The organism is Streptomyces sp. NPDC046870, from assembly GCF_040704595.1.
GTDB classification, from domain to species: domain Bacteria; phylum Actinomycetota; class Actinomycetes; order Streptomycetales; family Streptomycetaceae; genus Streptomyces; species Streptomyces argyrophylli.
In genome coordinates, this window is sequence record NZ_JBEYXM010000011.1 from 34,971 (window position 1) to 58,502 (window position 23,532).

Consider the following 23,532-nt stretch of genomic DNA (forward strand, 5'->3'; position numbering starts at 1 on the left):
CGCCGCCCGGGTCAGTCGGAGCCCAGCGCCGCCCGCACCACGTCGGGCTTGTTGCTGATGATCCCGTCGACCCCGTAGCCGGCGACTTCACGTGCGGTGGCCGCGTCGTCCACCGTCCAGGCGAGGACCTCCAGCGGCCGGCCGTGGGGTCCGTCCAGGGCGTGCACGGAGGCCACGTACTCCCGGGAGAGTGACCCGTACGAGGGATTGATCAGATCCGTGAAGCGCGTGAACCCGTGCAGCTGCGCCACGGTGGGCGTACCGAGGTAGCCGGTGACGACCGCCGGTTTCAGCTCGTGCACGGTCCGGACGCTCTCGGCGCTGAAGCTCTGCACGATCAGCCGTCCCAGGTGTCCACGGTCCAGCCAGCCCTCGTTGCCCAGCAGCTTCAGCGTCTGCTGCTCGATGCCCGGGTACAGCTCCGGATTCTTGATCTCGAGGAGGAGTTTCTCGTGGTTGTGCTCGATCCGGCGCATGTACTCCTTCAGTGTCGGCACGCGTACGCCCGCGTAGACGGGGGAGAACCAGCTGCCCGCGTCCAGCCGGGCGATCTCGGCGGCGGTGAAGTCCCGCACCTTCCACGGCGCCCGGCCGGGGAAGACCTCCTCGGCGTTGGTGGTGCGCCGCAGGGTCTCGTCGTGCAGGACGACCAGTTCGCCGTCCTTGGTGCGCTGGACGTCGTTCTCGACCCACGAGAAGCCCAGTTCGGCGGCCTTGTCGACGGCCGGCAGCGTGTTCTCGGGTGCGTAGGTGGAGGCGCCCCGGTGGGCGATCACCGCGGGCACGCCGTGCTCGCCCGCCCGGGCGTCGGACGGGGGGCTCAGCAGGGCGGTCACCGTCCCCAGGGCCGCGGCTACCGGGGCGGCGACTACGCGCGCGTACATGCGTACTCCTCGCATCGAGCGGATACCCACAGCAACAGACTGACAGCACTGAGTCAACGACACCCGGCGCACGGCGGCCACACAATGCATGGAGATGTCCAAGTCCACTCACCGATGCCGCACAACTGCGGCAAGGCCGTGTTTCTTTGCCGGAAAATCGTTCGACCCATCCGATGGGGGTCATACTCTCAGCGACAACCCTGCCCCCGTGCGGTCCTGGGACGGGGGCGTATTCGGGTTCACCGGGACAGAAGAAGGCGGGAAGGGCAGCCGCGGATGCAAGGCACGGTCGACGGATTCAGCTACGGGGCCGTCACCCCGTTGGTGGCCTACCTGATGGCGTGCCTCGGCGGCGCCCTCGGCCTGCGCTGCACCACACGGTCCCTGCTGGTCACGCACGCACGGCGACCCGCCTGGCTGGCCCTCGGCTCGGCGGCGATCGGATCCGGCATCTGGACCATGCACTTCGTCGCCATGATGGGCTTCAGCGTCAAGGAGGCACCGCTCCACTACGACAAGCCGATGACCTACGCGAGCCTCGGCCTCGCCATCGTCATGGTCGGCGTCGGGATCTTCATCGTCGGCTACCGGGGGGCCACCGGCACCTCCCTGTTCACCGGCGGCACGATCACCGGTCTGGGTGTCGCCTCGATGCACTACCTCGGTATGGCGGGCGTCCACTTCCACGGACGGTTCACCTACAACACCTTCACCGTCGCCGCCTCCGTCGTCATAGCGGTCGTGGCCGCCACCGCCGCCCTGTGGGCCGCCGGACAGGTGCGCGGCTTCCTGTGGAGCGTCGGAGCCAGCCTCGTCATGGGTCTCGCGGTCAGCGGCATGCACTACACCGGCATGGCCGCCCTGAGCGTCCACCTCGACGGCGCCTCCCGCACCGCCGGGGGCGCGCCCGCCGCGTCCGCGCTGGCCCCGATGCTGATCGGACCGCTCGCCTTCCTGCTCCTCGCGGGCGTCGTCGTGATCTTCGACCCGCTGATGCTCGTGGGCCGCCCCGACTGGAGGGCCGTCGAGCAGAAACCGGGCGTTCCGGCCGCCGCCGTCGCCCCCCACGCCGAGCGCCGCCCCGCCGTCCACGACGGGCACCGCCCCGTGCGGCGGCCGGAGCACCACGCCTCCCGCACCCCGCAGAACCGCTGATCGGAACCCGTTGTCAGTGCGGGGTCGTACGGTTGATGTCATGCGGCCCGTTTCCCACATCGAACGCACGGTGGCGCCCTTCGAGGTCGTCAGCCCCTACCAGCCCAGCGGCGACCAGCCGGCGGCCATCGCCGAGCTGGCCAAGCGCATCGAGGCCGGCGAGAAGGACGTCGTCCTCCTGGGCGCGACCGGCACCGGCAAGTCCGCCACCACCGCGTGGATGATCGAGAAGCTCCAGCGCCCCACCCTCGTGATGGCGCCGAACAAGACTCTGGCCGCGCAGCTGGCCAACGAGTTCCGCGAGCTGCTGCCGAACAACGCCGTCGAGTACTTCGTCTCGTACTACGACTACTACCAGCCCGAGGCCTACGTCCCGCAGTCGGACACGTACATCGAGAAGGACTCGTCGATCAACGAGGAGGTCGAGCGCCTGCGCCACTCGGCCACCAACTCGCTGCTCACCCGGCGTGACGTCGTCGTGGTCGCCTCGGTGTCCTGCATCTACGGCCTCGGTACTCCGCAGGAGTACGTGGACCGCATGGTCACCCTCCGGGTCGGCGACGAGATCGACCGGGACGAGCTGCTGCGCCGCTTCGTCGACATCCAGTACACGCGCAACGACCTGGCGTTCACCCGCGGCACCTTCCGGGTCCGCGGCGACACCATCGAGATCTTCCCGGTCTACGAGGAGCTGGCCGTCCGCATCGAGATGTTCGGCGACGAGATCGAGGCGCTGTCCACGCTGCACCCGCTCACCGGCGAGATCATCAGCGACGACCGGCAGCTCTACGTCTTCCCCGCCTCCCACTACGTCGCCGGGCCCGAGCGCATGGAGCGGGCCGTCAACGACATCGAGAAGGAACTGGGCGAGCGCCTGGGCGAGCTGGAGAAGCAGGGCAAGCTCCTGGAGGCCCAGCGCCTGCGGATGCGCACCACGTACGACATCGAGATGCTCCGCCAGATCGGCACCTGCTCCGGCGTGGAGAACTACTCGATGCACTTCGACGGCCGCTTGCCGGGCTCCCCGCCCAACACGCTGCTGGACTACTTCCCGGACGACTTCCTGCTCGTCATCGACGAGTCGCACGTCACCGTCCCGCAGATCGGCGCGATGTACGAGGGCGACGCCTCCCGCAAGCGCACCCTCGTGGACCACGGCTTCCGCCTGCCCTCCGCCCTGGACAACCGTCCGCTGAAGTGGGAGGAGTTCCAGGAGCGCATCGGGCAGACCGTCTACCTGTCGGCCACCCCCGGCCCCTACGAGCTGTCGCGTTCGGACGGCTTCGTCGAGCAGATCATCCGTCCGACCGGCCTGATCGACCCGGAGGTCGTGGTCAAGCCCACCGAGGGCCAGATCGACGACCTGGTGCACGAGATCCGCAAGCGCACCGAGAAGGACGAGCGGGTCCTCGTCACCACGCTGACCAAGAAGATGGCCGAGGACCTCACCGACTACTTCCTGGAACTCGGCATCCAGGTGCGCTACCTGCACAGCGACGTCGACACCCTGCGCCGCGTAGAGCTGCTGCGCGAACTGCGCGCCGGTGAGTACGACGTCCTGGTCGGCATCAACCTGCTCCGTGAGGGCCTCGACCTGCCCGAGGTGTCCCTGGTGGCGATCCTGGACGCCGACAAGGAGGGCTTCCTGCGGTCGGGCACCTCGCTGATCCAGACCATCGGCCGAGCGGCGCGCAACGTCTCCGGCCAGGTCCACATGTACGCCGACAAGATCACCCCGGCGATGGAGAAGGCCATCGAGGAGACCAACCGCCGCCGGGAGAAGCAGGTCGCCTACAACAAGGCGAACGGCATCGACCCCCAGCCACTGCGCAAGAAGATCAACGACATCGTCGCCCAGATCGCCCGCGAGGAGGTCGACACCGAACAGCTCCTCGGCTCCGGGTACCGCAAGACGAAGGACGGCAAGGGAGCGAAGGCCCCCGTTCCGGCGCTCGGCGACAAGGCGGCCAAGGGCGCGAAGGGCGGAAAGGCCGCCAGGAACGCCAAGGGCAAGACGGTGCCCACGGACCGTCCCGCGGCCGAGCTGGCGGAGCAGATCGAGGAGATGACCGAGCGCATGCGTGCCGCCGCCGCGGAGCTGCAGTTCGAGATCGCGGCCCGGCTGCGCGACGAGGTCTCCGAGATGAAGAAGGAGCTGCGCCAGATGCGGGAGGCCGGTCTGGCCTGAGTCTCGCCCGGTACCGGCCTTCGGCCCGAACGCCAAGTGTTGCAACCCCGACACAAAGCCCGGGCCGGGGGTCGGCACCGTCCGGGGCCCTGCGTAGGGTTCTGAACAACCGCGCGGTGGGCAGCAACGGCTCGGCGCGGCAACAGGGGACCGTCGAGAGGGGATTCAGCCGTGTCCGTCAACTTGTCCAAGGGTCAGGCCATCAGCCTGGAGAAGAAGGACGGGGCCACCCTGACGGCGGTCCGCATGGGCCTCGGCTGGCAGGCGGCCAAGCGGCGCGGCCTGTTCGGCTCCCGCACCCGCGAGATCGACCTGGACGCCTCCGCGGTCCTCTTCGCCGGTGCGGAACCCCAGGACGTCGTCTTCTTCCGCCACCTGGTCAGCGACGACGGTTCCGTGCGTCACACCGGTGACAACCTCATCGGCGGTGCCGGCCAAGGCGGGGACGACGAGGCCATCCTGGTGGACCTGCAGCGCGTTCCGGTCCACATCGACCAGATCGTCTTCACGGTCAATTCCTTCACCGGCCAGACCTTCCAGGAGGTGCAGAACGCCTTCTGCCGTCTCGTGGACGAGACCAACGGCCAGGAACTCGCCCGCTACACCCTGGCCGGCGGCGGCGAGTACACCGCCCAGATCATGGCCAAGGTGCACCGGGCCGGCTCCGGCTGGACGATGACGGCCATCGGCGCCCCGGCCAGGGGCCGTACCTTCCAGGACCTGATGCCGGCGATCCTGCCGCACCTGTAGGGCCCGTCGTCAGCAGGGGGGGTGGCGGCGATGGGGGCAGAGCTGGTGCGGGGGCAGAACCACCCGCTGTCCCATGTCCGGCTGGAGATCCGGATCTCGGCCGGGGTACCGGTCGTGGCCGGCCTCACACTCGGCGACGAGCACGGCACGGTGCACGGCCCCCAGTGGGTGGCCCACTCCGGCGCCCCCGTCCTGCCGGGCGTCGAGGTGCCCCGGCAGGCCGCCGCCGGGCACCGCCTGGCCGTCGACCTGGACGCCCTGCCCGAGGCCGTGCACCGCGTCGATGTGTTCCTCGCCCTGCCGACCGGCACGGCAGGCCCCCTCGGCTTCGGTGCCGTCCCGGCGCCGCACACCACGGTGAGCGGACCCGACGGCACCGAACTGGCCTGTTACGCCCTCACCGGCCTGCACACCGAGACGGCCGTGATCGCCCTGGAGCTGTACCGCAGGCAGGGTGCCTGGAAAGTGCGCGCGATGGGGCAGGGCTATGCGAGCGGCCTCCCCGCGCTCCTCGCCGACCGGGGACTGCCCGACGCGGACGACCTCGCGACGGCCATCCAGCAGGCGGCGGGCCGGTCCCTGCCCGGTACGGCATCGGTGCCGCCGACCGACCCCGGTCCCCGGACCACCTCCGCTTCGGCGCCGCAGACCTCGTCCACCCGTCGACAGGCGTCCGCCTCTCAGCCCGCCACCTCTCAGCCCCCCACCGCTTCTCAGCCCGCGGCGGCTTCTGAGCCCGCCGCCGCGTCCGAGTCGTCCGCATCGGGGCCGGCGAGGCCGCCGCGTCCGTACGACCCGCAGACCCCCGACGGGGATGGCGGCCCCGATCCGGACGAGCCCGGCGGCCCGGTCGACTACACACACCCGCGCCGCAGCCGCGCCCTTGCGTCCCCGCCCCCGGTCTCCTCGGTCGCCGACGGAGAGCCCGCCCGGCCCGTAGCCGGAGACGCCGTGGGCTGGTCGATGGAGGAACGGCTGTACAACCAGGTCTGGGGCATGTTCGAGGACCTCGCCCGCACCACGGCCGCCTACCGGAGCGCCATCGACTTCGCCGACTCCCGCCTGGAGAAGGAGCTGGACCAGGCCCTCGCCGACCCCCGCACGCGACTCGGCACGGGGGGTGGTGCCGCGCGTGAGGCGGCGCACGCCCGCAGGACCCAGCTGGCCGGCCAGGTACGGGCGGCCTTCGATCGCGACCTCGCCCAGCTCGTCGCCGAGGCGGAGGTGGTCGAGCCCGCGCTCCCGCCCGCCTGCGCCCGCTGGGACAGCCCCGTCTGGCACGCCTACCGGGTCCCCGCCGAGCCGCCGATGGCGCTGCGGCTCGGCGATCTGCACCTGCCCGACAGCGCGCTCCTGCGCATTCCCCTGCTGGTCAGACTGCCTCTGGAGAGGGGTCTGTGGATCGACAGCGGTCCGTCCGCGGGCGGCGCCGCTCACCTCACGGACTCCGCCGAGCTGCGGAACCTGGCCATGTCCGTGGCCGTCGCTCTCGCGGCGCGTCTGCTCGCCGTACACCCGGCCGGCGAGTTCGCCGTGCGCGTCCTCGACCCTGCCGGTGCCGGGGCCCGTGCGCTGCTGCCGCTGACGCGGACCGGGGCTCTGGCGGCGCCGCCCGCGACCGGGGCGGCGGGTGTCGCACAGACACTGGAGGGGCTCACCCGGCGTGTCGACCTGGTGCAGATGGCGGTGCGCGGCGGGGCGGCCGAGTCGCTGCCGTCGGATGTGGACATCGCCCAGCAGCTCCTGATCGTCAACGACTTCCCGCACGGGTTCGACGACCGTTCGGTGACCCGGCTGCGCTACCTCGCCGACGAGGGCCCGGCCGTGGGCGTCCACCTCCTGCTCGTCGCCGACCGTGAGGAGGCCACCGCGTACGGCCCCCTGCTCGATCCCCTGTGGCGTTCGCTGCTGCGACTCACCCCGCTGCCCGACGACCACCTCGCCGATCCCTGGATCGGTCACGCGTGGACCTACGAACCCTCACCGGCCCCGGCCGCCGACGAGATCCTGCACGACGTGCTCACCGAGGTCGTCAGAGCACGTGCCAAGCGCTGGTAAAATCCATCTGACCTGCTAACTTGGTGTTTTCTTTACCTATCACTTTACCTTTCCTTGGTGATTGGGGTACAGTCTTCCGTACGGAGGGGAGTACTCCCTGACTGCGGCGCACCCGTCAGTACGGACCGGTCCGGTCCCGGGGCGCCGGCCCATCACGGGTGGAAGAGACCTCCGGCAGCGACAACGCTGATGTGTTTGCCGTAGTCACGTAATGCCGGAGGTGCAATGGAAGTCTCCATGGGCCTGTGGGCCCTCACCATCGCGGGTCTCGCCGCCCTGATCTCGGTCGACTTCTTCATCGGTCGCAAGCCGCACGAGGTGTCGATCAAGGAAGCGGGCATCTGGACAGCCGTCTGGATCGCCCTGGCCGGTCTCTTCGGTCTCGGTCTCCTCGTCTTCGGCGGCGGGCAGCCGGCCGGTGAGTTCTTCGCGGGCTTCATCACCGAGAAGTCGCTGAGCGTCGACAACCTCTTCGTCTTCGTCCTGATCATGGCGAAGTTCGCGGTGCCCGCGCAGTACCAGCAGCGCGTCCTGCTCGTCGGCGTCCTCATAGCCCTGGTCCTGCGGGCCGTCTTCATCGCCGCCGGCGCCGCGATCCTCGCCAGCTTCTCCTGGGTGTTCTACCTCTTCGGCGCCTTCCTGATCTGGACCGCCTGGAAGCTCATCCAGGAGGCCCGTACGGACGAGGCCGACGAGGAGTTCGAGGAGAACAAGCTGCTGAAGGCCGCGGAGCGCAAGTTCGGCGTGGCCGACCGGTACCACGGCACCAAGCTGTGGATCCGGCAGAACGGCAAGCGCGTCATGACCCCGATGCTGGTCGTGATGCTCGCCATCGGCACCACGGACGTGCTGTTCGCCCTGGACTCCATCCCCGCGATCTTCGGCCTCACGCAGGACCCGTACATCGTCTTCACCGCGAACGCGTTCGCCCTGATGGGTCTGCGTCAGCTGTACTTCCTCATCGGCGGGCTGCTCAGGAAGCTGGTCCATCTCTCGTACGGACTGTCGATCATCCTCGGCTTCATCGGCGTCAAGCTGGTGCTGCACGCCCTGCACGAGTCAGGTGTCCACGTGCCCGAGATCAGCATCCCGGTCTCGCTCGGCGTGATCTGCGCGGTCCTGGCCGTCACCACGGTCACCAGCCTGCTGGCCTCCAGGAAGCAGGCGGCCGTCGAGGGGGCGCACGCCGACGGCGAGGGTGCTCGCAAGAGCAGCGTCGATGTCTGACCCGGGTGTGGCGGACGCCCACGATCCCGCATAGCCGCACAGCGAACGGGGGCGTCGGTTCTCGCCGGGGGAGCATGAGCCCCCGGCGAGGCCTCTCAGCCCTCCGGGGTCGCTGTCGCCCCTTCGCGGGTTCCCGTCGCCCCACCGCGGGGTCCTGTCGCCCCTCGGCAGCCCACAGCGAGGCGGAGGCCCGGTCCCACCGGCACCGGGCCCCGCACCGGAAAGGATGAGAGGTATCCGGAAAGAACGGAATGCGAATCTTGTACGCCTCTGCGACCATCGCCGCATGATCACTCGGCTCCGGTCGCTCACCCGACAATGGACGATCCTCGTGCCGGTGCTCGCGGTCGTCCTGCTGGTCTTCACCTGGGGCCGGGGCCTGCCCGGCGCGGTCGTCGGCCTGGTGACCCTCGTTCTCGCCGGTGCCGTCCTTGCGGCCGTGCACCACGCCGAGGTGGTCGCCCACCGGGTCGGCGAGCCCTTCGGTTCCCTCGTGCTCGCCATCGCCGTCACGATCATCGAGGTGGCCTTGATCGTCACCCTCATGGCCGACGGCGGCGACAAAAGTGCCACCCTGGCCCGGGACACCGTCTTCGCCGCGGTGATGATCACCTGCAACGGCGTCGTCGGGATCTGCCTGCTCGTCGCGTCCCTGCGGCACGGCACAGCCGTCTTCAACCCCGAGGGCACCGGCGCGGCGCTGGCGACCGTGGCGACTCTGGCCACACTCAGCCTGGTGCTGCCGACCTTCACCACCAGCAAGCCCGGACCAGAGTTCTCCACCATCCAGCTGACCTTCGCAGCGCTGTCCTCACTGATCCTCTACGGGCTGTTCGTGGCCACCCAGACCGTGCGCCACCGCGACTACTTCCTGCCCATCACCCGGCAGGGCGAGGTCATCACCGCCGAGGACCATGCCCGGCCCCCGTCCGCGCGCACCGCCTGGACCAGCCTCGGCCTGCTCGGGCTGGCGCTGATCGGCGTGGTCGGTCTGGCCAAGGGCGTGTCCCCCACGATCGAGTCGGGCGTGGCCGCGGCGGGCCTGCATCACGCCGTCGTCGGTGTGATCATCGCCTTGCTCGTCCTGCTGCCCGAAACCATCGCCGCGCTGCGCTCCGCTCGCCGCGACCGGGTGCAGACCAGCCTCAACCTGGCGCTCGGCTCCGCGATGGCCAGCATCGGCCTGACCATCCCGGCCGTGGCGCTCGCGTCCGTGTGGCTGCGCGGGCCGCTCGTCCTGGGCCTCGGCGCGACCCACATGCTGCTGCTCGCGCTGACCGTGGTGGTCAGTTCCCTGACCGTGGTGCCGGGCCGGGCCACACCCCTCCAGGGAGGCGTGCACCTGGTGCTGTTCGCCGCCTACCTGGAACTGGCGATCAACCCGTAGCGGGAACGGAGGCGGCCCCGGCGCGTCCGGTCAGCCCGTGACCGGCTCGACGGCCGGCACGGGCACCGGCCGCGTCTCCGGCAGCAAGGCGAAACAGACCAGGCTGATCAGCGCGATACCCGTCAGATAGGCCCCCACGCCCCAGGGAATCCGCCCGCCCCGCTCAGCGAGCGCCGTGGCCACGATCGGGGTGAGTGCGCCGCCGAAGACCCCGCCGAGGTTGTAGCCCACGGCGGCGCCCGTGCACCGCACCCGGGCCTCGTACAGTTCCGGCAGGTACGCGGCGATCACCGCGAACATGGTGACGAAGGCGAGCAGGGCGCCCAGGATGGCGACGAACATCAGCAGCGGCTCGCCGGTCGCCAGGAGGGCGACCATCGGGAGCATCCACAGGACGCAGGCCGTGCACCCCGTCAGGCACAGCGGCCGGCGCCCGTACCGGTCGCCGAGCAGCGCCACGACCGGCGTGCAGGCGCCCTTCACCAGCACCGCGCCCATGACGCACACCAGCATGACCGTACGGCTCACGCCGAGCCGTTCCGTCGCGTACGCCAGCGACCAGGTCGTCACCGCGTAGAAGACCGCGTAACCGACCGCGAGCGCGCCGGCCGTCAGCAGCACCAGCCGCCCGTGGTGCCGTACGACCTCCACGAGCGGCACGCGCGCGTGGTCGTCGATCTCCAGGAAGCGTGGACTCTCCCTGAGGGAGGAGCGCAGCCACAGGCCGGCCAGGGCGAGGGCGCCGGCCGCCCAGAACGGCACGCGCCAGCCCCACCGGGCGAACTCCGCGTCGGACAGCCCCGCCGACAGCGCGAGCACCACCCCGTTGGCCAGGACGAAGCCGAGCGCCGGCCCGATCTGGGGGAAGCTCGACCACAGGGCACGCCGTCCGGCGGGAGCGTGTTCGGCGGTCAGCAGTACCGCCCCGCCCCACTCACCGCCGAGCCCCAGCCCCTGCAGGAAACGCAGCACGAGCAACAGCACGGGCGCGGCCACGCCGATGGTGCCGTAGGACGGCACGCAGCCGACCGCGACCGTCGAGGCGCCGGTGAGCAGCAGCGAGACGACGAGCACCGGACGCCGGCCGCGCCGGTCCCCGAGGTGCCCGAAGATCACCGATCCGAGCGGCCGGGCCACGAACCCCACCCCGAACGTCCCGAAGGCCGCGAGCGTCCCGGCGACCGGCGAGAACGTCGGGAAGAACAGCGGCCCCAGCACCAGGGCCGCCGCGGTCCCGTAGACGAAGAAGTCGTAGAACTCGATCGCGGTCCCGGCGAGCGAGGCGGCGGCGAGCCGTGGCATGGACGGGGCTCTTACGGTGCGTACATCGTGCATGCCGCGTCAACTACCCACAGTGACCATGGGTTACGGGGGCGCGCGGAGGTGATCACGGGGCCTGGGTGCGCGCCGCGGCGACCGGCGCACGGGGCCCGCTTTCCGCGCCGACCGGCGTGATACACCGGGTGCGAGCAGCGGTCGTGGACGGACCGCCCCGAACGGACCGGAGGAACCGTGCCCCGCACCCTGGCCAACGCCCCGATCATGATCCTCAACGGGCCCAACCTGAACCTCCTCGGCCAGCGCCAGCCCGAGATCTACGGCCACGAGACGCTGGCCGACGTGGAGGCGCTGTGCGCCAAGGCGGCGGCCGCGCACGGCGGCACGGTCGACTTCCGGCAGTCCAACCACGAGGGCGAGCTGGTCGACTGGATCCACGAGGCGCGGCTGAGCCACTGCGGGATCGTCATCAACCCCGGCGCCTACTCGCACACGTCGGTCGCCATCCTGGACGCGCTCAACACCTGTGACGGCATGCCCGTGCTGGAAGTGCACATCTCCAACATCCACCGGCGGGAATCGTTCCGGCACCACTCCTACGTCTCGCTGCGCGCCGACGGTGTGATCGCGGGATGCGGAGTGCAGGGCTATGCGTTCGGCGTGGAGCGGGTCGCGGCGCTGGTCGGGGCGGCACGAGCGGACGCGTGACCCGCGCGGTACTACAGCCTGCCCGCCTCCACGATCCGCCGCAGGAAACGCCGTGTGCGCTCCTGCCGCGGGGCGCCGAAGACCTGCTCGGCGGTGCCGCGCTCCAGCACGACCCCGCCGTCCAGGAAGCACACCTGGTCCGCGACGTCCCGCGCGAAGCCCATCTCGTGCGTGGCCAGCACCATGGTCATGCCCTCGTCCTTCAGGCCGCGCACCACGTCCAGTACCTCGCCCACCAGCTCGGGGTCGAGCGCGGCCGTGATCTCGTCCAGCAGCAACAGCCGGGGCCGCACCGCGAGGGCCCGTACGATCGCCACGCGCTGCTGCTGACCGCCGCTGAGCCGGTCCGGGTAGGCGTCGGCCTTGCCGCCCAGCCCCAGGCGCTCCAGCAGCCCCCTGGCCCGTTCCTCGGCCTCGGTACGAGGGACGCCGTGCACCCGGCGCGGCGCGAGCGTGATGTTGTCCAGCACCGTCATGTGCGGGAAGAGGTTGTACGCCTGGAAGACGACGCCGATCCGGCGCCGTACCGCGTCCTGGTCCACGCGCGGGTCGGTGATCTCCTCGCCGTCCAGCCAGATGGCGCCGTCGTCGATCTCCTCCAGCAGGTTGGCGCAGCGCAGCAGTGTGGACTTGCCCGAGCCGGAGGCGCCGATCAGGGCGGTCACCGTGTGCGGGGCGACCTCCAGAGCGACGTCCCGCAGGACGACCGAGCCGCCGAAGGTCTTGCGGACCGACTCCATCCGCAGCACCGGCGTGCCGCTCACGGCCGTGGTCTCAGGCGTGTTCTCGGGCGTGCTCACAGCACTCCTTCCCGGGTCTTCACAGGGACCCTCCCTGGGCCCGCCGCCGGTCCATCCGGGCCGTCACCCAGTCCGTGAACCGGGTCATCGGAATCGTCAGCGCCACGAACACCAGCCCCGCGACGATGTACGGCGTGTAGTTCAGACTGCGGCCCACGATGATGTCGGCCGCCCGCACGGCGTCCACCGCGCCCCCGATGGACACCAGGCCGGTGTCCTTCTGCAACGACACCAGGTCGTTGAGCAGCGGCGGCACCTGGCGGCGCACCGCCTGCGGCAGGACGACGTGGCGCAGGGCCTGCCGGTTGGTGAGCCCGAGCGAACGCGCCGCGGCACGCTGTGAGGGGTGGATCGACTCGATGCCGGCCCGGAACACCTCCGCCACGTACGCCGAGTACGTCAGCGTCAGGGCCGTACCGCCGAGCAGCACCGGATCGACCGTCACGCCCTGCAACCGCAGCGCCGGCACCCCCAGGACCACGATCATCAGGTTGATGATCAGCGGCAGGCCGCGGAAGAAGTCGGTGTAGGCCGCCGCCAGCACCCGCAGCGGGAAGAAGACCGGACCGCGCAGGGTCCGCGCGACGGCGATCAGCATGCCCAGGACCAGGACGGCGACGCCGCAGATCAGCAGCAGGCGGACGTTCAGCCACAGCCCTTCGAGGACCTTCGGCAACGCCTCGCGCGCGTAGTGCGCGCTGAAGAAGGTCTCCTTGGTGCGCGGCCAGCCCGGCGCGTTGACGACGACCAGGTAGAGCAGGGCGGCCGTGACGAGCGTGGAGAGGGCCGCGACGGCCGTGGCGCGTCGGGCACGCGTGCGTCTGTAGCGCTCGCGCGCCAGACGCCGCTCGGAGGGCGCGTAGCCGTCGTCCGGGACACCGTCACCGGTGCCGCCGCTCATGTCCCCCTCGTCGTCCGCCCCTTCCCGGGCCGACTCTCCCTTGGTGACCGTCACTTGAGCACCGGGGCGTCGACGGCGTCCGAGAGCCACTGCTTCTCGATCCCGGCCAGCGTGCCGTCCTTGCGGAGGGCGTCGACGGCGCCGCTCACGCAGGAGGTCAGCGCACTGCCCTTGTCCAGGACGAGCCCGAACTGCTCGGGTGTGCCGGTCTGGTTCTCGAACTGGCCGACGATCTTGGCGTTCGTCACCTCGGCGGCCGTGATGTAGAACGCGGTCGGCAGGTCCGTGACGATGGCGTCGACCTGGCCGTTCTTCAGCGCGGACTTCGCCTGGTCGTTCTTGGCGTAGACGGCCGCGTCCTGGGCCGGCTTCACGACGTCGGTGATGTAGTCGAGGCTCGTTGTGCCGACCTGCGCGCCCAGCTTCAGCTTCCTGAGGTCCGCGATGCTCTTCGCCCCGGCGGCCTTGCCGCCCTTCAGGGCGATGACCGCCTGGCGCACGTCGTAGTAACCGGAGGAGAAGTCCACGGCCTTCTTGCGCTCGGCGCTGATCGAGACCTGGTTGATGTCGAAGTCGAACGTCTTCACCCCGGGCGCGAACGCCTTGTTGAAGGGCACGCTCTGCCAGACGACCGCGCTCTTGTCGTACCCCAGTCGCTTCGCCACGGCGTAGGCGACGGCCGACTCGAACCCCTTGCCGTTGGCGGGCTTGTCGTCCTTGAACCAGGGCTCGTACGCCGGTTCGTCCGTCGCGATCGTCAGCTTCCCGGCCGTCTTGGTGGCGAGCGCGCCCTTGGCGCAGCTCTTCGCGGCCGACCCGGACGGGGCGGCCGACGCCTTCTCCTCGGGCTGCGGAGCGCAGCCGACGGCGGTGGCGAGCAGGGCTACGGTGACGGCGGCGACCGCGCGGCGCAGGGCGCGAGGGGCAGGATGCATGGCGGGAGACTGGCAGCGAACGCGGCGTCTGTCCAGGTCACGGCGGTGGATGTCCGCATGCTGGGAACGGGTGTTGCAGCCGTGTGAACGCGGCTGCCCGCAGTGCACACGCGCGTGCGGGATGAGCCCGGGCCGCCGGCCGAGGGCGGGGTTGTAGACCGGCGGCCCCTACCGCCCAGGAGCCGTCGTCCTGCGCGGGGCCCTACCAGTTGACTGCGGTCGGCCGGTCTCCGGGAGTGCGCACGGGGGTCCGGTGCGTGCGAAAGGTTCACACGGGGCGCGCGAAGGGGTCGCGCACGCCGGGCGCGTGCACGGCGCATGCTCGGCTCGTGCTGAGCTCCCGTGCCTGGGCGCGCGTACGAAAGTTGCGCCGGGGCGCGCCCTGGGACGTGAGCCGGTCGGGAATGCGGGCTGATCGGGACGCGGGTCGGCCGGAACGGGCCGGCCGGCGCCCCCGGTCACCACCCGCGCGCGTGCCACTCCGGCAGATGCGGCCGTTCCGCGCCCAGCGTGGTGTCGTTGCCGTGCCCCGGATAGACCCACGTCTCGTCCGGCAGCACGTCGAAGAGCTTCGTCTCCACGTCGTGGATCAGGCTGGCGAACGCCTTCGGGTCCTTGCGCGTGTTGCCGACACCGCCGGGGAAGAGGCAGTCGCCGGTGAAGACGTGCGGATGGCCGTGCGGATCGTCGTAGACCAGCGCGATCGATCCGGGGGTGTGCCCGACCAGATGGCGTGCGGTGAGCTCCACACGGCCCACCCTGATGACGTCGCCGTCGTCGACGAGGACGTCGGTGGGCACGGGGATGCCGGGGGCGTCGTCGCGGCCGGCGTACGTACGCGCGCCCGTGGCCGCGACGACCTCGGCGAGCGCCTGCCAGTGGTCGCCGTGCTGGTGCGTGGTGACGACGGACGCGATGCCGTCGTCACCGATCATGCCGAGGAGCGTCCCCGCCTCGTTGGCGGCGTCGATCAGGAGCTGCTCGTCGGTGGCCCGGCAGCGCAGCAGATAGGCGTTGTTGTCCATCGGGCCGACCGCGATCTTGGTGATCATCAGGTCTTTCAGCTCGTGCACATCCGCCGGTCCGCCGACCCTGACCTCTCCGGAGTACGTCATGAAGGTCAGCCTATAGCGCGGCAGTCCTGGTGGACGGCCGGGTCGGGCCGCGCCCGGTGCGTCCGGTCCCGTCCTACAGCGGAGGCAGTTTCGGCAGCGCCCCGCCCCGTACTTCCAGCGCCGTACCGTCGCGGCGCCCGGCGAGCCAGCCCACCAGGTCCGCCGGCCGGCCGGTGACCGTGATCCCGGGCTCGTCCGCCGCGCCCCCGGTCGTCCACGCGCGCGTGCCGTCCGTGACACGGGTCGCGGGGATGTCCGGACAGCCGGAGAACCGCTCGGTGAGAAAGCCGGTCTCCCGCTCCAGGAACTCGGCCGGGAGATCCTCCAGCTCGTACCCGATCCCGAGGTCGACGTGGTGCAGCTCCACCTCCACCCACCGGCGGAACGGCACCCGGGAGGCGGAGTCGGTGACCCCGTTGCGCAGCTCCACCGTGCGCGTCCAGTCCGCGGGCGCTGCCCCGGCCGCCTGGAAGCGGGCCGCGCTCTCCCGGACGTCGGCGGCCTGCACCTCCAAGGGGCGCGGGGCGTCCCGCTCGATGTCGGCGTCCCGCGCCTCGGCGCTCACGTACATGGGACGGCCCTGGAGGACGTTCACGAGCGCGTCCGCGTTGCGGGCGAGGTGAGCCAGGACATGCCCGCGGCTCCAGCCCGGAAGCCGTGACGGCTTGGCGAGTGAGGCGTTGTCCATGGTGGTGACCGCGCTGAGGAGCCGATCCGTCGCTTCCCGTACACAGGCCAGGTCATGAGCGTGATCCATCATGACGCCGACCCTAGTCCGGCCACCCCTTCGGGTGAAGGTGACGAACGCCGCCCATGAATCGAATGCACGTGCTATATGGTCGATAGCGGCGTCGGGCATGCTGGAGGGTCGGGGGTTGTTATGCAACCGGGCAATCCGACCGGCGTTGTCAGTGGCTCCCCCTAGTCTGAAGAAGCACGGGGGCCCCGCCCCTGTCACTTCTCTCAAGAAAGGTGCGGACCGGCGTGGCCGACCGTCTCATCGTCCGTGGCGCGCGCGAGCACAACCTGAAGAATGTCTCGCTCGACCTGCCTCGTGACTCGCTCATCGTCTTCACGGGCCTGTCCGGGTCGGGCAAGTCCTCCCTGGCCTTCGACACGATCTTCGCGGAGGGCCAGCGTCGTTACGTGGAGTCGCTCTCCTCGTACGCACGGCAGTTCCTCGGCCAGATGGACAAGCCCGACGTCGACTTCATCGAGGGCCTCTCCCCGGCCGTCTCCATCGACCAGAAGTCGACCTCGCGCAATCCGCGCTCGACGGTCGGCACGATCACCGAGGTCTACGACTACCTTCGGCTGCTCTTCGCGCGCATCGGCAAGCCGCACTGCCCCCAGTGCGGCCGCCCGATCTCCCGCCAGTCGCCGCAGGCCATCGTGGACAAGGTCCTGGAGCTGCCGGAGGGAAGCCGCTTCCAGGTGCTGTCACCGCTGGTGCGCGAGCGCAAGGGCGAGTTCGTCGACCTCTTCGCCGACCTCCAGACCAAGGGCTACTCCCGCGCGCGCGTGGACGGCCAGACCGTCCAGCTGACCGAGCCGCCGGTCCTGAAGAAGCAGGAGAAGCACACCATCGAGGTGGTCGTGGACCGCCTCACGGTGAAGGACTCCGCCAAGCGCCGCCTCACCGACTCCGTGGAGACCGCGCTCGGCCTGTCCGGCGGCATGGTCGTGCTCGACTTCGTGGATCTCCCCGAGGACGACCCCGAGCGCGAGCGCATGTTCTCGGAGCACCTGTACTGCCCGTACGACGACCTGTCCTTCGAGGAGCTCGAGCCGCGCTCCTTCTCCTTCAACTCGCCCTTCGGCGCCTGCCCGGAGTGCACCGGCATCGGTACGCGCATGGAGGTCGACCCGGAGCTGATCGTCCCGGACGAGGACAAGTCCCTGGACGAGGGCGCCATCCACCCGTGGTCGCACGGCCACACCAAGGACTACTTCGGCCGCCTGATCGGTGCCCTCGCGGACGCTCTGGGCTTCCGCACGGACATCCCCTTCGCGGGCCTGCCCCAGCGGGCCAAGAAGGCCCTGCTCTACGGCCACAAGACCCAGATCGAGGTGCGCTACCGCAACCGGTACGGCCGCGAGCGGGTCTACACGACCCCCTTCGAGGGCGCGGTGCCCTTCGTCAAGCGCCGCCACAGCGAGGCCGAGAGCGACGCCAGCCGCGAGCGCTTCGAGGGCTACATGCGCGAGGTGCCCTGCCCCTCGTGTGAGGGCACGCGTCTGAAGCCGATCGTCCTCGCCGTCACGATCATGGGGAAGTCGATCGCCGAGGTCTCCGCGATGTCGATCAGCGACTGCGCGGACTTCCTGGGCGAGCTGAAGCTGAACGCCCGCGACAAGAAGATCGCCGAGCGGGTCCTGAAGGAGGTCAACGAGCGGCTCCGCTTCCTGGTCGACGTCGGCCTGGACTACCTCTCGCTCAACCGGGCGGCCGGCACGCTCTCCGGCGGCGAGGCCCAGCGCATCCGCCTCGCCACCCAGATCGGCTCCGGCCTCGTCGGCGTGCTCTACGTCCTGGACGAGCCGTCCATCGGCCTGCACCAGCGGGACAACCACCGTCTGATCGAGACCCTGGTCCGTCTGCGCGACATGGGCAACACGCTCATCGTGGTGGAGCACGACGAGGACACCATCAAGGTCGCCGACTGGATCGTGGACATCGGCCCCGGCGCCGGTGAGCACGGCGGCAAGGTCGTGCACAGCGGTTCCCTGAAGGAGCTGCTCGCCAACACCGAGTCGCAGACCGGCGCGTACCTCTCGGGCCGCAAGTCGATCCCGCTCCCGGACGTACGGCGCCCCCGCGACCCGTCCCGGCAGCTCACCGTGCACGGCGCCCGTGAGAACAACCTCCAGGACATCGACGTGTCCTTCCCGCTGGGAGTCTTCACGGCCGTCACCGGTGTCTCCGGGTCCGGCAAGTCGACCCTGGTCAACGACATCCTCTACACGCACCTGGCGCGCGAGCTGAACGGCGCCCGGACCGTCCCCGGACGGCACACACGCGTGGACGGCGACGACCAGGTCGACAAGGTCGTGCACGTCGACCAGTCACCGATCGGGCGCACCCCGCGGTCCAACCCGGCGACGTACACAGGCGTCTTCGACCACATCCGCAAGCTGTTCGCCGAGACCACCGAGGCGAAGGTCCGGGGCTACCTGCCCGGCCGCTTCTCCTTCAACGTCAAGGGCGGCCGCTGCGAGAACTGCGCGGGCGACGGCACCATCAAGATCGAGATGAACTTCCTCCCGGACGTCTACGTCCCGTGTGAGGTCTGCCATGGCGCCCGGTACAACCGGGAGACCCTGGAGGTCCACTACAAGGGCAAGTCCATCGCCGAGGTGCTGAACATGCCGATCGAGGAGGCCATGCACTTCTTCGAGGCGGTCCCGGCGATCTCCCGTCACCTCCGGACGCTGAACGACGTCGGTCTCGGTTACGTCCGCCTCGGCCAGGCCGCCACCACACTCTCCGGTGGCGAGGCGCAGCGCGTCAAGCTTGCCAGCGAACTGCAGAAGCGGTCCACCGGACGCACGGTCTACGTCCTGGACGAGCCGACCACGGGCCTGCACTTCGAGGACATCAGCAAGCTGCTGACGGTGCTCGGAGGACTGGTCGACAAGGGCAACACGGTCATCGTCATCGAGCACAACCTCGACGTGATCAAGACCGCCGACTGGATCGTGGACATGGGCCCGGAGGGCGGTGCCGGCGGTGGTCTGGTGGTCGCCGAGGGCACGCCCGAGGAGGTCGCCGGGGTTCCGGCGAGCCACACGGGCAAGTTCCTGCGCGAGATCCTCGGCGCCGACCGGATCAGTGACGCCGAGCCGGTGAAGGCCCAGCGGGGCGGTACGGCGCGGAGGACCGCCGCGGCCAAGTCGTCGACGAGGAGGACGGTGACGGCCAAGGCCGACGGCACCGCGACCAGGAAGGCGGCCACGGCCACGAAGAAGGCGACGCCGGCGAAGAAGACGACACGGGCCCGCAAGGCCTGACCTGTTCTGACACGCCATCAAAAGTCCGGTGCCCCGCGGGAACTTCCCGCGGGGCACCGTTCGTTCCACCATCAGCCAGCCCGGTCCGGCGGTCGGCAGACCCCCGCCACACCGCAGGCCCGGCCGTACCTTGTCAACAGCACAGGGAAAGCAGACCGCTCACAGCGCGGCCGAACCGCCCAGCTCCGCCGCGTACGGCGGCTCGGCCCCCGCCCGCGAGCAGGTGATCGCCGCCGCCCGTGCCGCGAAGCGCAGCAGCCGTGTCCAGCCCTCCGTCCCGAGGGCGGCGAGCGCTTCCGCGGACAGCGCGTCCCGGGCGGCCAGCCCGTGCAGCAAGGCCGCGTTCACCGTGTCACCGGCGCCGATGGTGTCCGCGACATCGACCTTCTCGCCCGGCACCGAATGCTCACCACCGTCCCGGGTGAACACGGTCAGACCGTCGCCGCCCCGCGTGACCACCACGGCCGCCGGTCCCGCGGCCAGCCACTCGCGCGGGGTGCCGCCGAGCCACGCCGCGTCCTCCGCGGACAGCTTCAGCAGCGTCACCGACGGCAGCCAGCTCCTGAAGCGCGCCCGGTAGGCGTCCGCGTCCGGGATGAGCCCCGCCCGGATGTTGGGATCCAGAGCGGTGAACACCCCCTGCCCCGCGGCGGTCCGCATCAGCTCCTCGTAGGCGCTCGCCCCCGGCTCCAGGACGAGCGAGCAGGTGCCGAAGGACACCGCGCGCGTACCCGCGGGGAGCGTGCCGGGATCGGTGAACAGACGGTCGGCGGTGCCGTCGACATAGAAGGAGTAGGCGGCCGAACCGGCGGCGTCGAGCGTGGCCACCGCGAGGGTCGTCGGTTCCGGCCCCCGCTGGACACCGGACACATCGACGCCGGCCCGCCGCAGCCCGTCAAGCAGGGCCTCGCCGAAGGCGTCGTCCGACGTCCGGGAGCAGAAGGCGGTGCGGGAGCCGAGCCTGCCCAGCGCCACGGCGGTGTTGTACGGGCCGCCGCCGAGCGCCGGCTTCAGGTCCGCGAGGGCACCGGGGCCCTGCGGTACCAGGTCGATCAGTGCCTCACCGGCGACGACGATCACGAGGTGGTTCCCTTCTCGGCGAGCGTGGACACTGCGGTGGCCCCGGCGGCTCCGGTGCCGCTGCCAGGCTCCTCCGGGCAGCCGCAGGACGTGCGGTGGACGAACGTGCACGGCAGCCGGACCGTCCGGGCCGGCCGGTCCGGCTCGGCCAGGCGGTCCAGGAGCACGCGGACGGCTCGGGCGCCCACCTCGCGGCTGGGCTGGGCGATGGCCGTCAGCCGGGGTGAGAACAGGTCGGCCCAGGCGAAGTCGTCGAAGCAGCACAGGGCGAGGTCGTCCGGTACGGACCGGCCGTGCCGGCGCAGCGCGCGCAGCGCACCGATGGTCATCGCGTTGTTGGCGGTGACGAGTGCCGTGGGCGGATCGGGCAGGGCGAGCAGGCCGGCCGTGGCACGTTCGGCCCCGGCGGACTCCGAGTTGCCGGACACGAGGAGACGCTCGTCGTGTGCCAGACCGGCCGCGGTGAGGCCCTCCCGGTAGCCGGAGACGCGCTCACCGGTGGTACTGAGCCCGGGCAGGCCCGCGACCAGGGCGATCCGGCGGTGCCCCAGCCCGGCGAGATGGGTCACGAGCAGGGCCGTCGGCGCGGCGCTCTCGGTGCAGACCTGGTCGAAACACGCGGTGCTCGGCGACGTGGCGGTGCCGTCCGCACCGTCGCCCGGCGCACCGTCGCCCGCCGTGACGTCCTCCGTCGCGCCGGCGTCGACCAGCCGGTCCAGGAACACCGTCGGTACGGCGTGGCGGCGCAGGTAACCGACGAGGTCACCCGGCTCGGCGGACGGGGCGACGATCATGCCGTCCACCCGGCGCTCATGGAGGAGCTGTACGACCTTGCGTTCGTGCCGGGGGTCGTCGTGCGGATCCGCGATGAGCAGGCTGTAGCCCGCCTCCAGGGCAGCGGCCTCGACGCCTTGCAGGGTCTCCGTGAAGTACGGGTTGCTGATGGCCGACACCGCGAGGCCGATGGAACGGGTGCGGGAGGTCACGAGGGAGCGGGCGAGGGTGTTCGGGGTGTAACCGAGGGCGTCCACGGCGTCGAGTACCGCCTGACGGGTGTGCGGGAGCACCGGACGCGTGCCGTTGAGCACGTGGGAGACGGTCGCCACGGAGACCCCGGCACTGCGGGCGACATCCGCCATGGTGGCCATCGCGCTCCCTTCTTCGGGGCTGCGGTCCAAATCGGCGCCGGCCCCGGTTCTCCTCAGCTTCCGGCCGGACGGTACCCCATGCCCCCGCCTCGCGTAAACGCTTACGTAAGCGTTTACGCGCACCGCCCGGAGCGCCTCCTCCTCCCCGGCACCCGCCCCCTCGACGTCCCTGGGGTGGACACCGGGTTCCGCCCGCACCCAGCGCGGCCCCGCTCCGGGACCGCCCGCCACCCCGCTCCGGGACCGTGCCCTCTGCCCGGGTATCGTCGCCCTGCACACCCCTTGACCAGTGGAGTTCCAGATGCCCGCCCGCTCCTCCGCGAGCCGCCGTACCGTCCTTCGAGGGGCCGCCGCGGCCCCGGTCGCCGGGCTAGCCCTGGCCGCGTGCTCGGCCCCGGACGGCAGCGGGGCCGCCGCGGACGCCCCCACCGCGCCGGTCGACCTCGGCGCCGAGACCGAGGTCGCCAAGGGTGGGGCCAAGTTCTACCGGGACCACAACGTGGTCGTCAGCCGTGCCGAGGACGGCACCCTGAAGGCGTACAGCACGATCTGCACGCACGCCGGATGCCCCATCAACAAACTGCGGGGGACGACCCTGGTCTGCCCCTGCCACGGCAGCGAGTTCGACGCCGTGACGGGCAAGGTGGTCCAGGCGCCGGCCACCGAGCCCCTGACCGAACTGCCGGTGAAGGCCGCGAAGGGCAGGATCGTCGCCGGTCCCGCGGACTGACCGGAGGACGGCGGGCCGACGGGCGGTGGACACGAGCCCGGTCCGGTGTCCGGGTGTGGGCTCGGCTCACTCCCAGTCCCAGGCGATCCCCAGGGCGCCCGGCCGGATGCGGGGCTCGACCAGGTGGGCACAGTGGTGCGGACTGGTCACGGGCAGCTCCTGCCGTCCGCTGCGCGGGGCCGCGGCCGAGTGCTGGGTGAAGCGGTGGCAGCGGACCGGCAGCGTGCCCGAGTCGAAACGCACCTGGAGCGCGTACTGGCCGCCGGGGAAGCCGAACCGCTGGAGATACTCGCGGGACGCCCCGGCCGTGCCGTCCTCGATGCAGTACCGGAAGAGAAAGGTGTCACCGGCGCGCAGCCGGGTGCCGAAGAGCAACTCCGCGACGAGGACGCCGGTGTCCTGGTCCCAGCGGAGGCGACCGGTGCGGCAGTTCTCCAGGGCGTGCACGGTGACGCGGCGCGGGTCGCAGCCGGGGTCGCCGTGGTGGAGGGTGACGAAGCGGTCGACGCCGTCGCGGTGGGCCCGCACGATGTGGTGGGCCTCGCGGCTCACCAGCTCCCGCCGGGCGCCGATCCGGACGCGTTCGTGGTGCCCCACGGTGTGCAGCCCGCCGTCCTGGGACCAGCCGAGGTCGGCGGTGAGCCGGTCCCCGACGCCCGAGGCCTCGATCAGGGAGCGGTAGGAGCGGCCCGCCGGACGGTCGGCCGTCGCCCGCTCGTCGGACTCGGCGAGCAGCCGGATCAGCGACTCGTCCGGCAGCTGGAGGATCTCCTCCAGCGCGCGTACGGCGCGCAGCGACTCCGGGCGCTGCGGGCGGCGAGCACCTTGCTGCCAGTAACTCAGGCTGGTGACGCCGACCTTGACCCCGTGGCGTGACAGATGGTGCTGCACGCGCTGGAGCGGCAGTCCGCGTGCGGCGATCGCGGCGCGCAGCGCCACGTGGAAGGGGCCGCCGCGCAGGGCTGTGTCCAGTTCCGCGGTGGGGACGTCCGCGTGCTCTGTGGCATGCCGCATGCCGAGGGGCCTTTCTGTGAGGTGTCGCTACGGCTGGTCAGACCGCTGTGCGGTGTGCGGGGCCACCCCCGTGGGCACCGCGCGCGTCCCTGGCTGGGCACGCCGCGCCTGCCGTACGCATGCGTGTACGGCCCCGAGTTCCCCCGCATTGAAGCGTGTTGAC

19 protein-coding genes are annotated in these 23,532 nt (G+C 71.0%); 9 read left to right on the forward strand and 10 right to left on the reverse strand.

Annotated features, from left to right (window positions below):
• Positions 1-11: 11 nt before the first annotated feature.
• Complete coding sequence (locus AB0946_RS23495; RefSeq protein WP_366762597.1) at positions 12-884, reverse strand: glycerophosphodiester phosphodiesterase family protein; 873 nt, start codon at positions 882-884, stop codon at positions 12-14.
• A 276-nt stretch (positions 885-1,160) separates the two neighbouring features.
• On the opposite strand from AB0946_RS23495, the gene AB0946_RS23500 reads away from it, so the two are divergent.
• The 6 genes from AB0946_RS23500 to AB0946_RS23525 all read left to right on the forward strand — a co-directional run bounded on the left by AB0946_RS23500 (position 1,161) and on the right by AB0946_RS23525 (position 9,649).
• The gene (locus tag AB0946_RS23500; RefSeq protein WP_366762598.1) at positions 1,161-2,039 is read left to right on the forward strand and encodes an MHYT domain-containing protein; all 879 of its coding nucleotides are present in this window, start codon (positions 1,161-1,163) and stop codon (positions 2,037-2,039) included.
• Between the two features lie 40 nt (positions 2,040-2,079).
• A complete protein-coding gene (gene uvrB, locus AB0946_RS23505) occupies positions 2,080-4,227 on the forward strand; it encodes an excinuclease ABC subunit UvrB (RefSeq protein WP_366762599.1) in 2,148 nt (715 codons plus the stop codon).
• 171 nt (positions 4,228-4,398) lie between these two features.
• Positions 4,399-4,977, forward strand: a complete 579-nt coding sequence (locus AB0946_RS23510; protein WP_366762600.1) for a TerD family protein — start codon at positions 4,399-4,401, stop codon at positions 4,975-4,977.
• 30 nt (positions 4,978-5,007) lie between these two features.
• A complete protein-coding gene (locus AB0946_RS23515) occupies positions 5,008-7,035 on the forward strand; it encodes a TerD family protein (protein WP_366762601.1) in 2,028 nt (675 codons plus the stop codon).
• 225 nt (positions 7,036-7,260) lie between these two features.
• Positions 7,261-8,262 (forward strand): TerC family protein, encoded by a 1,002-nt coding sequence (locus AB0946_RS23520; protein ID WP_366762602.1) that lies wholly within the window; start codon positions 7,261-7,263, stop codon positions 8,260-8,262.
• 286 nt (positions 8,263-8,548) lie between these two features.
• On the forward strand, positions 8,549-9,649 hold the full coding sequence (locus tag AB0946_RS23525; RefSeq protein ID WP_366762603.1) for an ionic transporter y4hA: 1,101 nt from the start codon (positions 8,549-8,551) through the stop codon (positions 9,647-9,649).
• A 30-nt stretch (positions 9,650-9,679) separates the two neighbouring features.
• On the opposite strand, the gene AB0946_RS23530 is transcribed toward AB0946_RS23525, so the two are convergent.
• Positions 9,680-10,951 carry an MFS transporter gene (locus AB0946_RS23530; RefSeq protein ID WP_366762604.1) on the reverse strand — a complete coding sequence of 424 codons (1,272 nt, stop codon included), beginning with the start codon at positions 10,949-10,951 and terminating at the stop codon, positions 9,680-9,682.
• 210 nt (positions 10,952-11,161) lie between these two features.
• On the opposite strand from AB0946_RS23530, the gene aroQ reads away from it, so the two are divergent.
• Positions 11,162-11,635, forward strand: a complete 474-nt coding sequence (gene aroQ / locus AB0946_RS23535; RefSeq protein WP_366762605.1) for a type II 3-dehydroquinate dehydratase — start codon at positions 11,162-11,164, stop codon at positions 11,633-11,635.
• An 11-nt stretch (positions 11,636-11,646) separates the two neighbouring features.
• On the opposite strand, the gene AB0946_RS23540 is transcribed toward aroQ, so the two are convergent.
• From AB0946_RS23540 to AB0946_RS23560, 5 genes are all read right to left on the reverse strand, one after another.
• Entirely contained in the window at positions 11,647-12,375 is a 729-nt protein-coding gene (locus AB0946_RS23540; RefSeq protein WP_366762770.1) for an amino acid ABC transporter ATP-binding protein, read from the reverse strand.
• Positions 12,376-12,454: 79 nt separating this feature from the next.
• Positions 12,455-13,390 (reverse strand): amino acid ABC transporter permease, encoded by a 936-nt coding sequence (locus AB0946_RS23545; protein ID WP_366762606.1) that lies wholly within the window; start codon positions 13,388-13,390, stop codon positions 12,455-12,457.
• On the reverse strand, positions 13,387-14,271 hold the full coding sequence (locus tag AB0946_RS23550) for an ABC transporter substrate-binding protein (RefSeq protein ID WP_366762607.1): 885 nt from the start codon (positions 14,269-14,271) through the stop codon (positions 13,387-13,389). Before AB0946_RS23550 ends, AB0946_RS23545 begins: the two co-directional genes overlap by 4 nt.
• A gap of 458 nt (positions 14,272-14,729) precedes the next feature.
• On the reverse strand, positions 14,730-15,386 hold the full coding sequence (locus tag AB0946_RS23555; RefSeq protein ID WP_366762608.1) for an MBL fold metallo-hydrolase: 657 nt from the start codon (positions 15,384-15,386) through the stop codon (positions 14,730-14,732).
• 73 nt (positions 15,387-15,459) lie between these two features.
• Positions 15,460-16,146: a maleylpyruvate isomerase family mycothiol-dependent enzyme gene (locus tag AB0946_RS23560; protein WP_366762609.1), complete on the reverse strand. Its 687-nt coding sequence runs from the start codon at positions 16,144-16,146 to the stop codon at positions 15,460-15,462.
• Positions 16,147-16,370: 224 nt separating this feature from the next.
• On the opposite strand from AB0946_RS23560, the gene uvrA reads away from it, so the two are divergent.
• Complete coding sequence (uvrA, locus tag AB0946_RS23565) at positions 16,371-19,397, forward strand: excinuclease ABC subunit UvrA (RefSeq protein ID WP_366762610.1); 3,027 nt, start codon at positions 16,371-16,373, stop codon at positions 19,395-19,397.
• A gap of 159 nt (positions 19,398-19,556) precedes the next feature.
• Here uvrA and AB0946_RS23570 read toward each other — a convergent pair whose 3' ends face one another.
• Positions 19,557-20,477, reverse strand: a complete 921-nt coding sequence (locus tag AB0946_RS23570; protein ID WP_366762611.1) for a carbohydrate kinase — start codon at positions 20,475-20,477, stop codon at positions 19,557-19,559.
• The gene (locus tag AB0946_RS23575; RefSeq protein ID WP_366762612.1) at positions 20,474-21,625 is read right to left on the reverse strand and encodes a LacI family DNA-binding transcriptional regulator; all 1,152 of its coding nucleotides are present in this window, start codon (positions 21,623-21,625) and stop codon (positions 20,474-20,476) included. Before AB0946_RS23575 ends, AB0946_RS23570 begins: the two co-directional genes overlap by 4 nt.
• A 301-nt stretch (positions 21,626-21,926) precedes the next feature.
• On the opposite strand from AB0946_RS23575, the gene AB0946_RS23580 reads away from it, so the two are divergent.
• Positions 21,927-22,355 (forward strand): Rieske (2Fe-2S) protein, encoded by a 429-nt coding sequence (locus tag AB0946_RS23580; protein ID WP_366762613.1) that lies wholly within the window; start codon positions 21,927-21,929, stop codon positions 22,353-22,355.
• Between the two features lie 66 nt (positions 22,356-22,421).
• Here the strand turns inward: AB0946_RS23580 and AB0946_RS23585 are convergent, their stop codons facing one another.
• Positions 22,422-23,369: a hypothetical protein gene (locus AB0946_RS23585; protein WP_366762614.1), complete on the reverse strand. Its 948-nt coding sequence runs from the start codon at positions 23,367-23,369 to the stop codon at positions 22,422-22,424.
• Positions 23,370-23,532 lie beyond the last annotated feature (163 nt).

What these genes read in the sequence shown, in the direction of transcription:
- AB0946_RS23495 (WP_366762597.1), bottom strand. Translation starts at nt 884, where the DNA reads ATGTACGCGCGCGTAGTCGCCGCCCCGGTAGCCGCGGCCCTGGGGACG.
- AB0946_RS23500 (WP_366762598.1), top strand. Translation starts at nt 1,161, where the DNA reads ATGCAAGGCACGGTCGACGGATTCAGCTACGGGGCCGTCACCCCGTTG.
- uvrB (WP_366762599.1), top strand. Translation starts at nt 2,080, where the DNA reads ATGCGGCCCGTTTCCCACATCGAACGCACGGTGGCGCCCTTCGAGGTC.
- AB0946_RS23515 (WP_366762601.1), top strand. Translation starts at nt 5,008, where the DNA reads ATGGGGGCAGAGCTGGTGCGGGGGCAGAACCACCCGCTGTCCCATGTC.
- AB0946_RS23520 (WP_366762602.1), top strand. Translation starts at nt 7,261, where the DNA reads ATGGAAGTCTCCATGGGCCTGTGGGCCCTCACCATCGCGGGTCTCGCC.
- AB0946_RS23525 (WP_366762603.1), top strand. Translation starts at nt 8,549, where the DNA reads ATGATCACTCGGCTCCGGTCGCTCACCCGACAATGGACGATCCTCGTG.
- AB0946_RS23530 (WP_366762604.1), bottom strand. Translation starts at nt 10,951, where the DNA reads ATGCCACGGCTCGCCGCCGCCTCGCTCGCCGGGACCGCGATCGAGTTC.
- AB0946_RS23540 (WP_366762770.1), bottom strand. Translation starts at nt 12,375, where the DNA reads ATGGAGTCGGTCCGCAAGACCTTCGGCGGCTCGGTCGTCCTGCGGGAC.
- AB0946_RS23550 (WP_366762607.1), bottom strand. Translation starts at nt 14,271, where the DNA reads ATGCATCCTGCCCCTCGCGCCCTGCGCCGCGCGGTCGCCGCCGTCACC.
- AB0946_RS23555 (WP_366762608.1), bottom strand. Translation starts at nt 15,386, where the DNA reads ATGACGTACTCCGGAGAGGTCAGGGTCGGCGGACCGGCGGATGTGCAC.
- AB0946_RS23560 (WP_366762609.1), bottom strand. Translation starts at nt 16,146, where the DNA reads ATGATGGATCACGCTCATGACCTGGCCTGTGTACGGGAAGCGACGGAT.
- AB0946_RS23575 (WP_366762612.1), bottom strand. Translation starts at nt 21,625, where the DNA reads ATGGCCACCATGGCGGATGTCGCCCGCAGTGCCGGGGTCTCCGTGGCG.
- AB0946_RS23580 (WP_366762613.1), top strand. Translation starts at nt 21,927, where the DNA reads ATGCCCGCCCGCTCCTCCGCGAGCCGCCGTACCGTCCTTCGAGGGGCC.
- AB0946_RS23585 (WP_366762614.1), bottom strand. Translation starts at nt 23,369, where the DNA reads ATGCGGCATGCCACAGAGCACGCGGACGTCCCCACCGCGGAACTGGAC.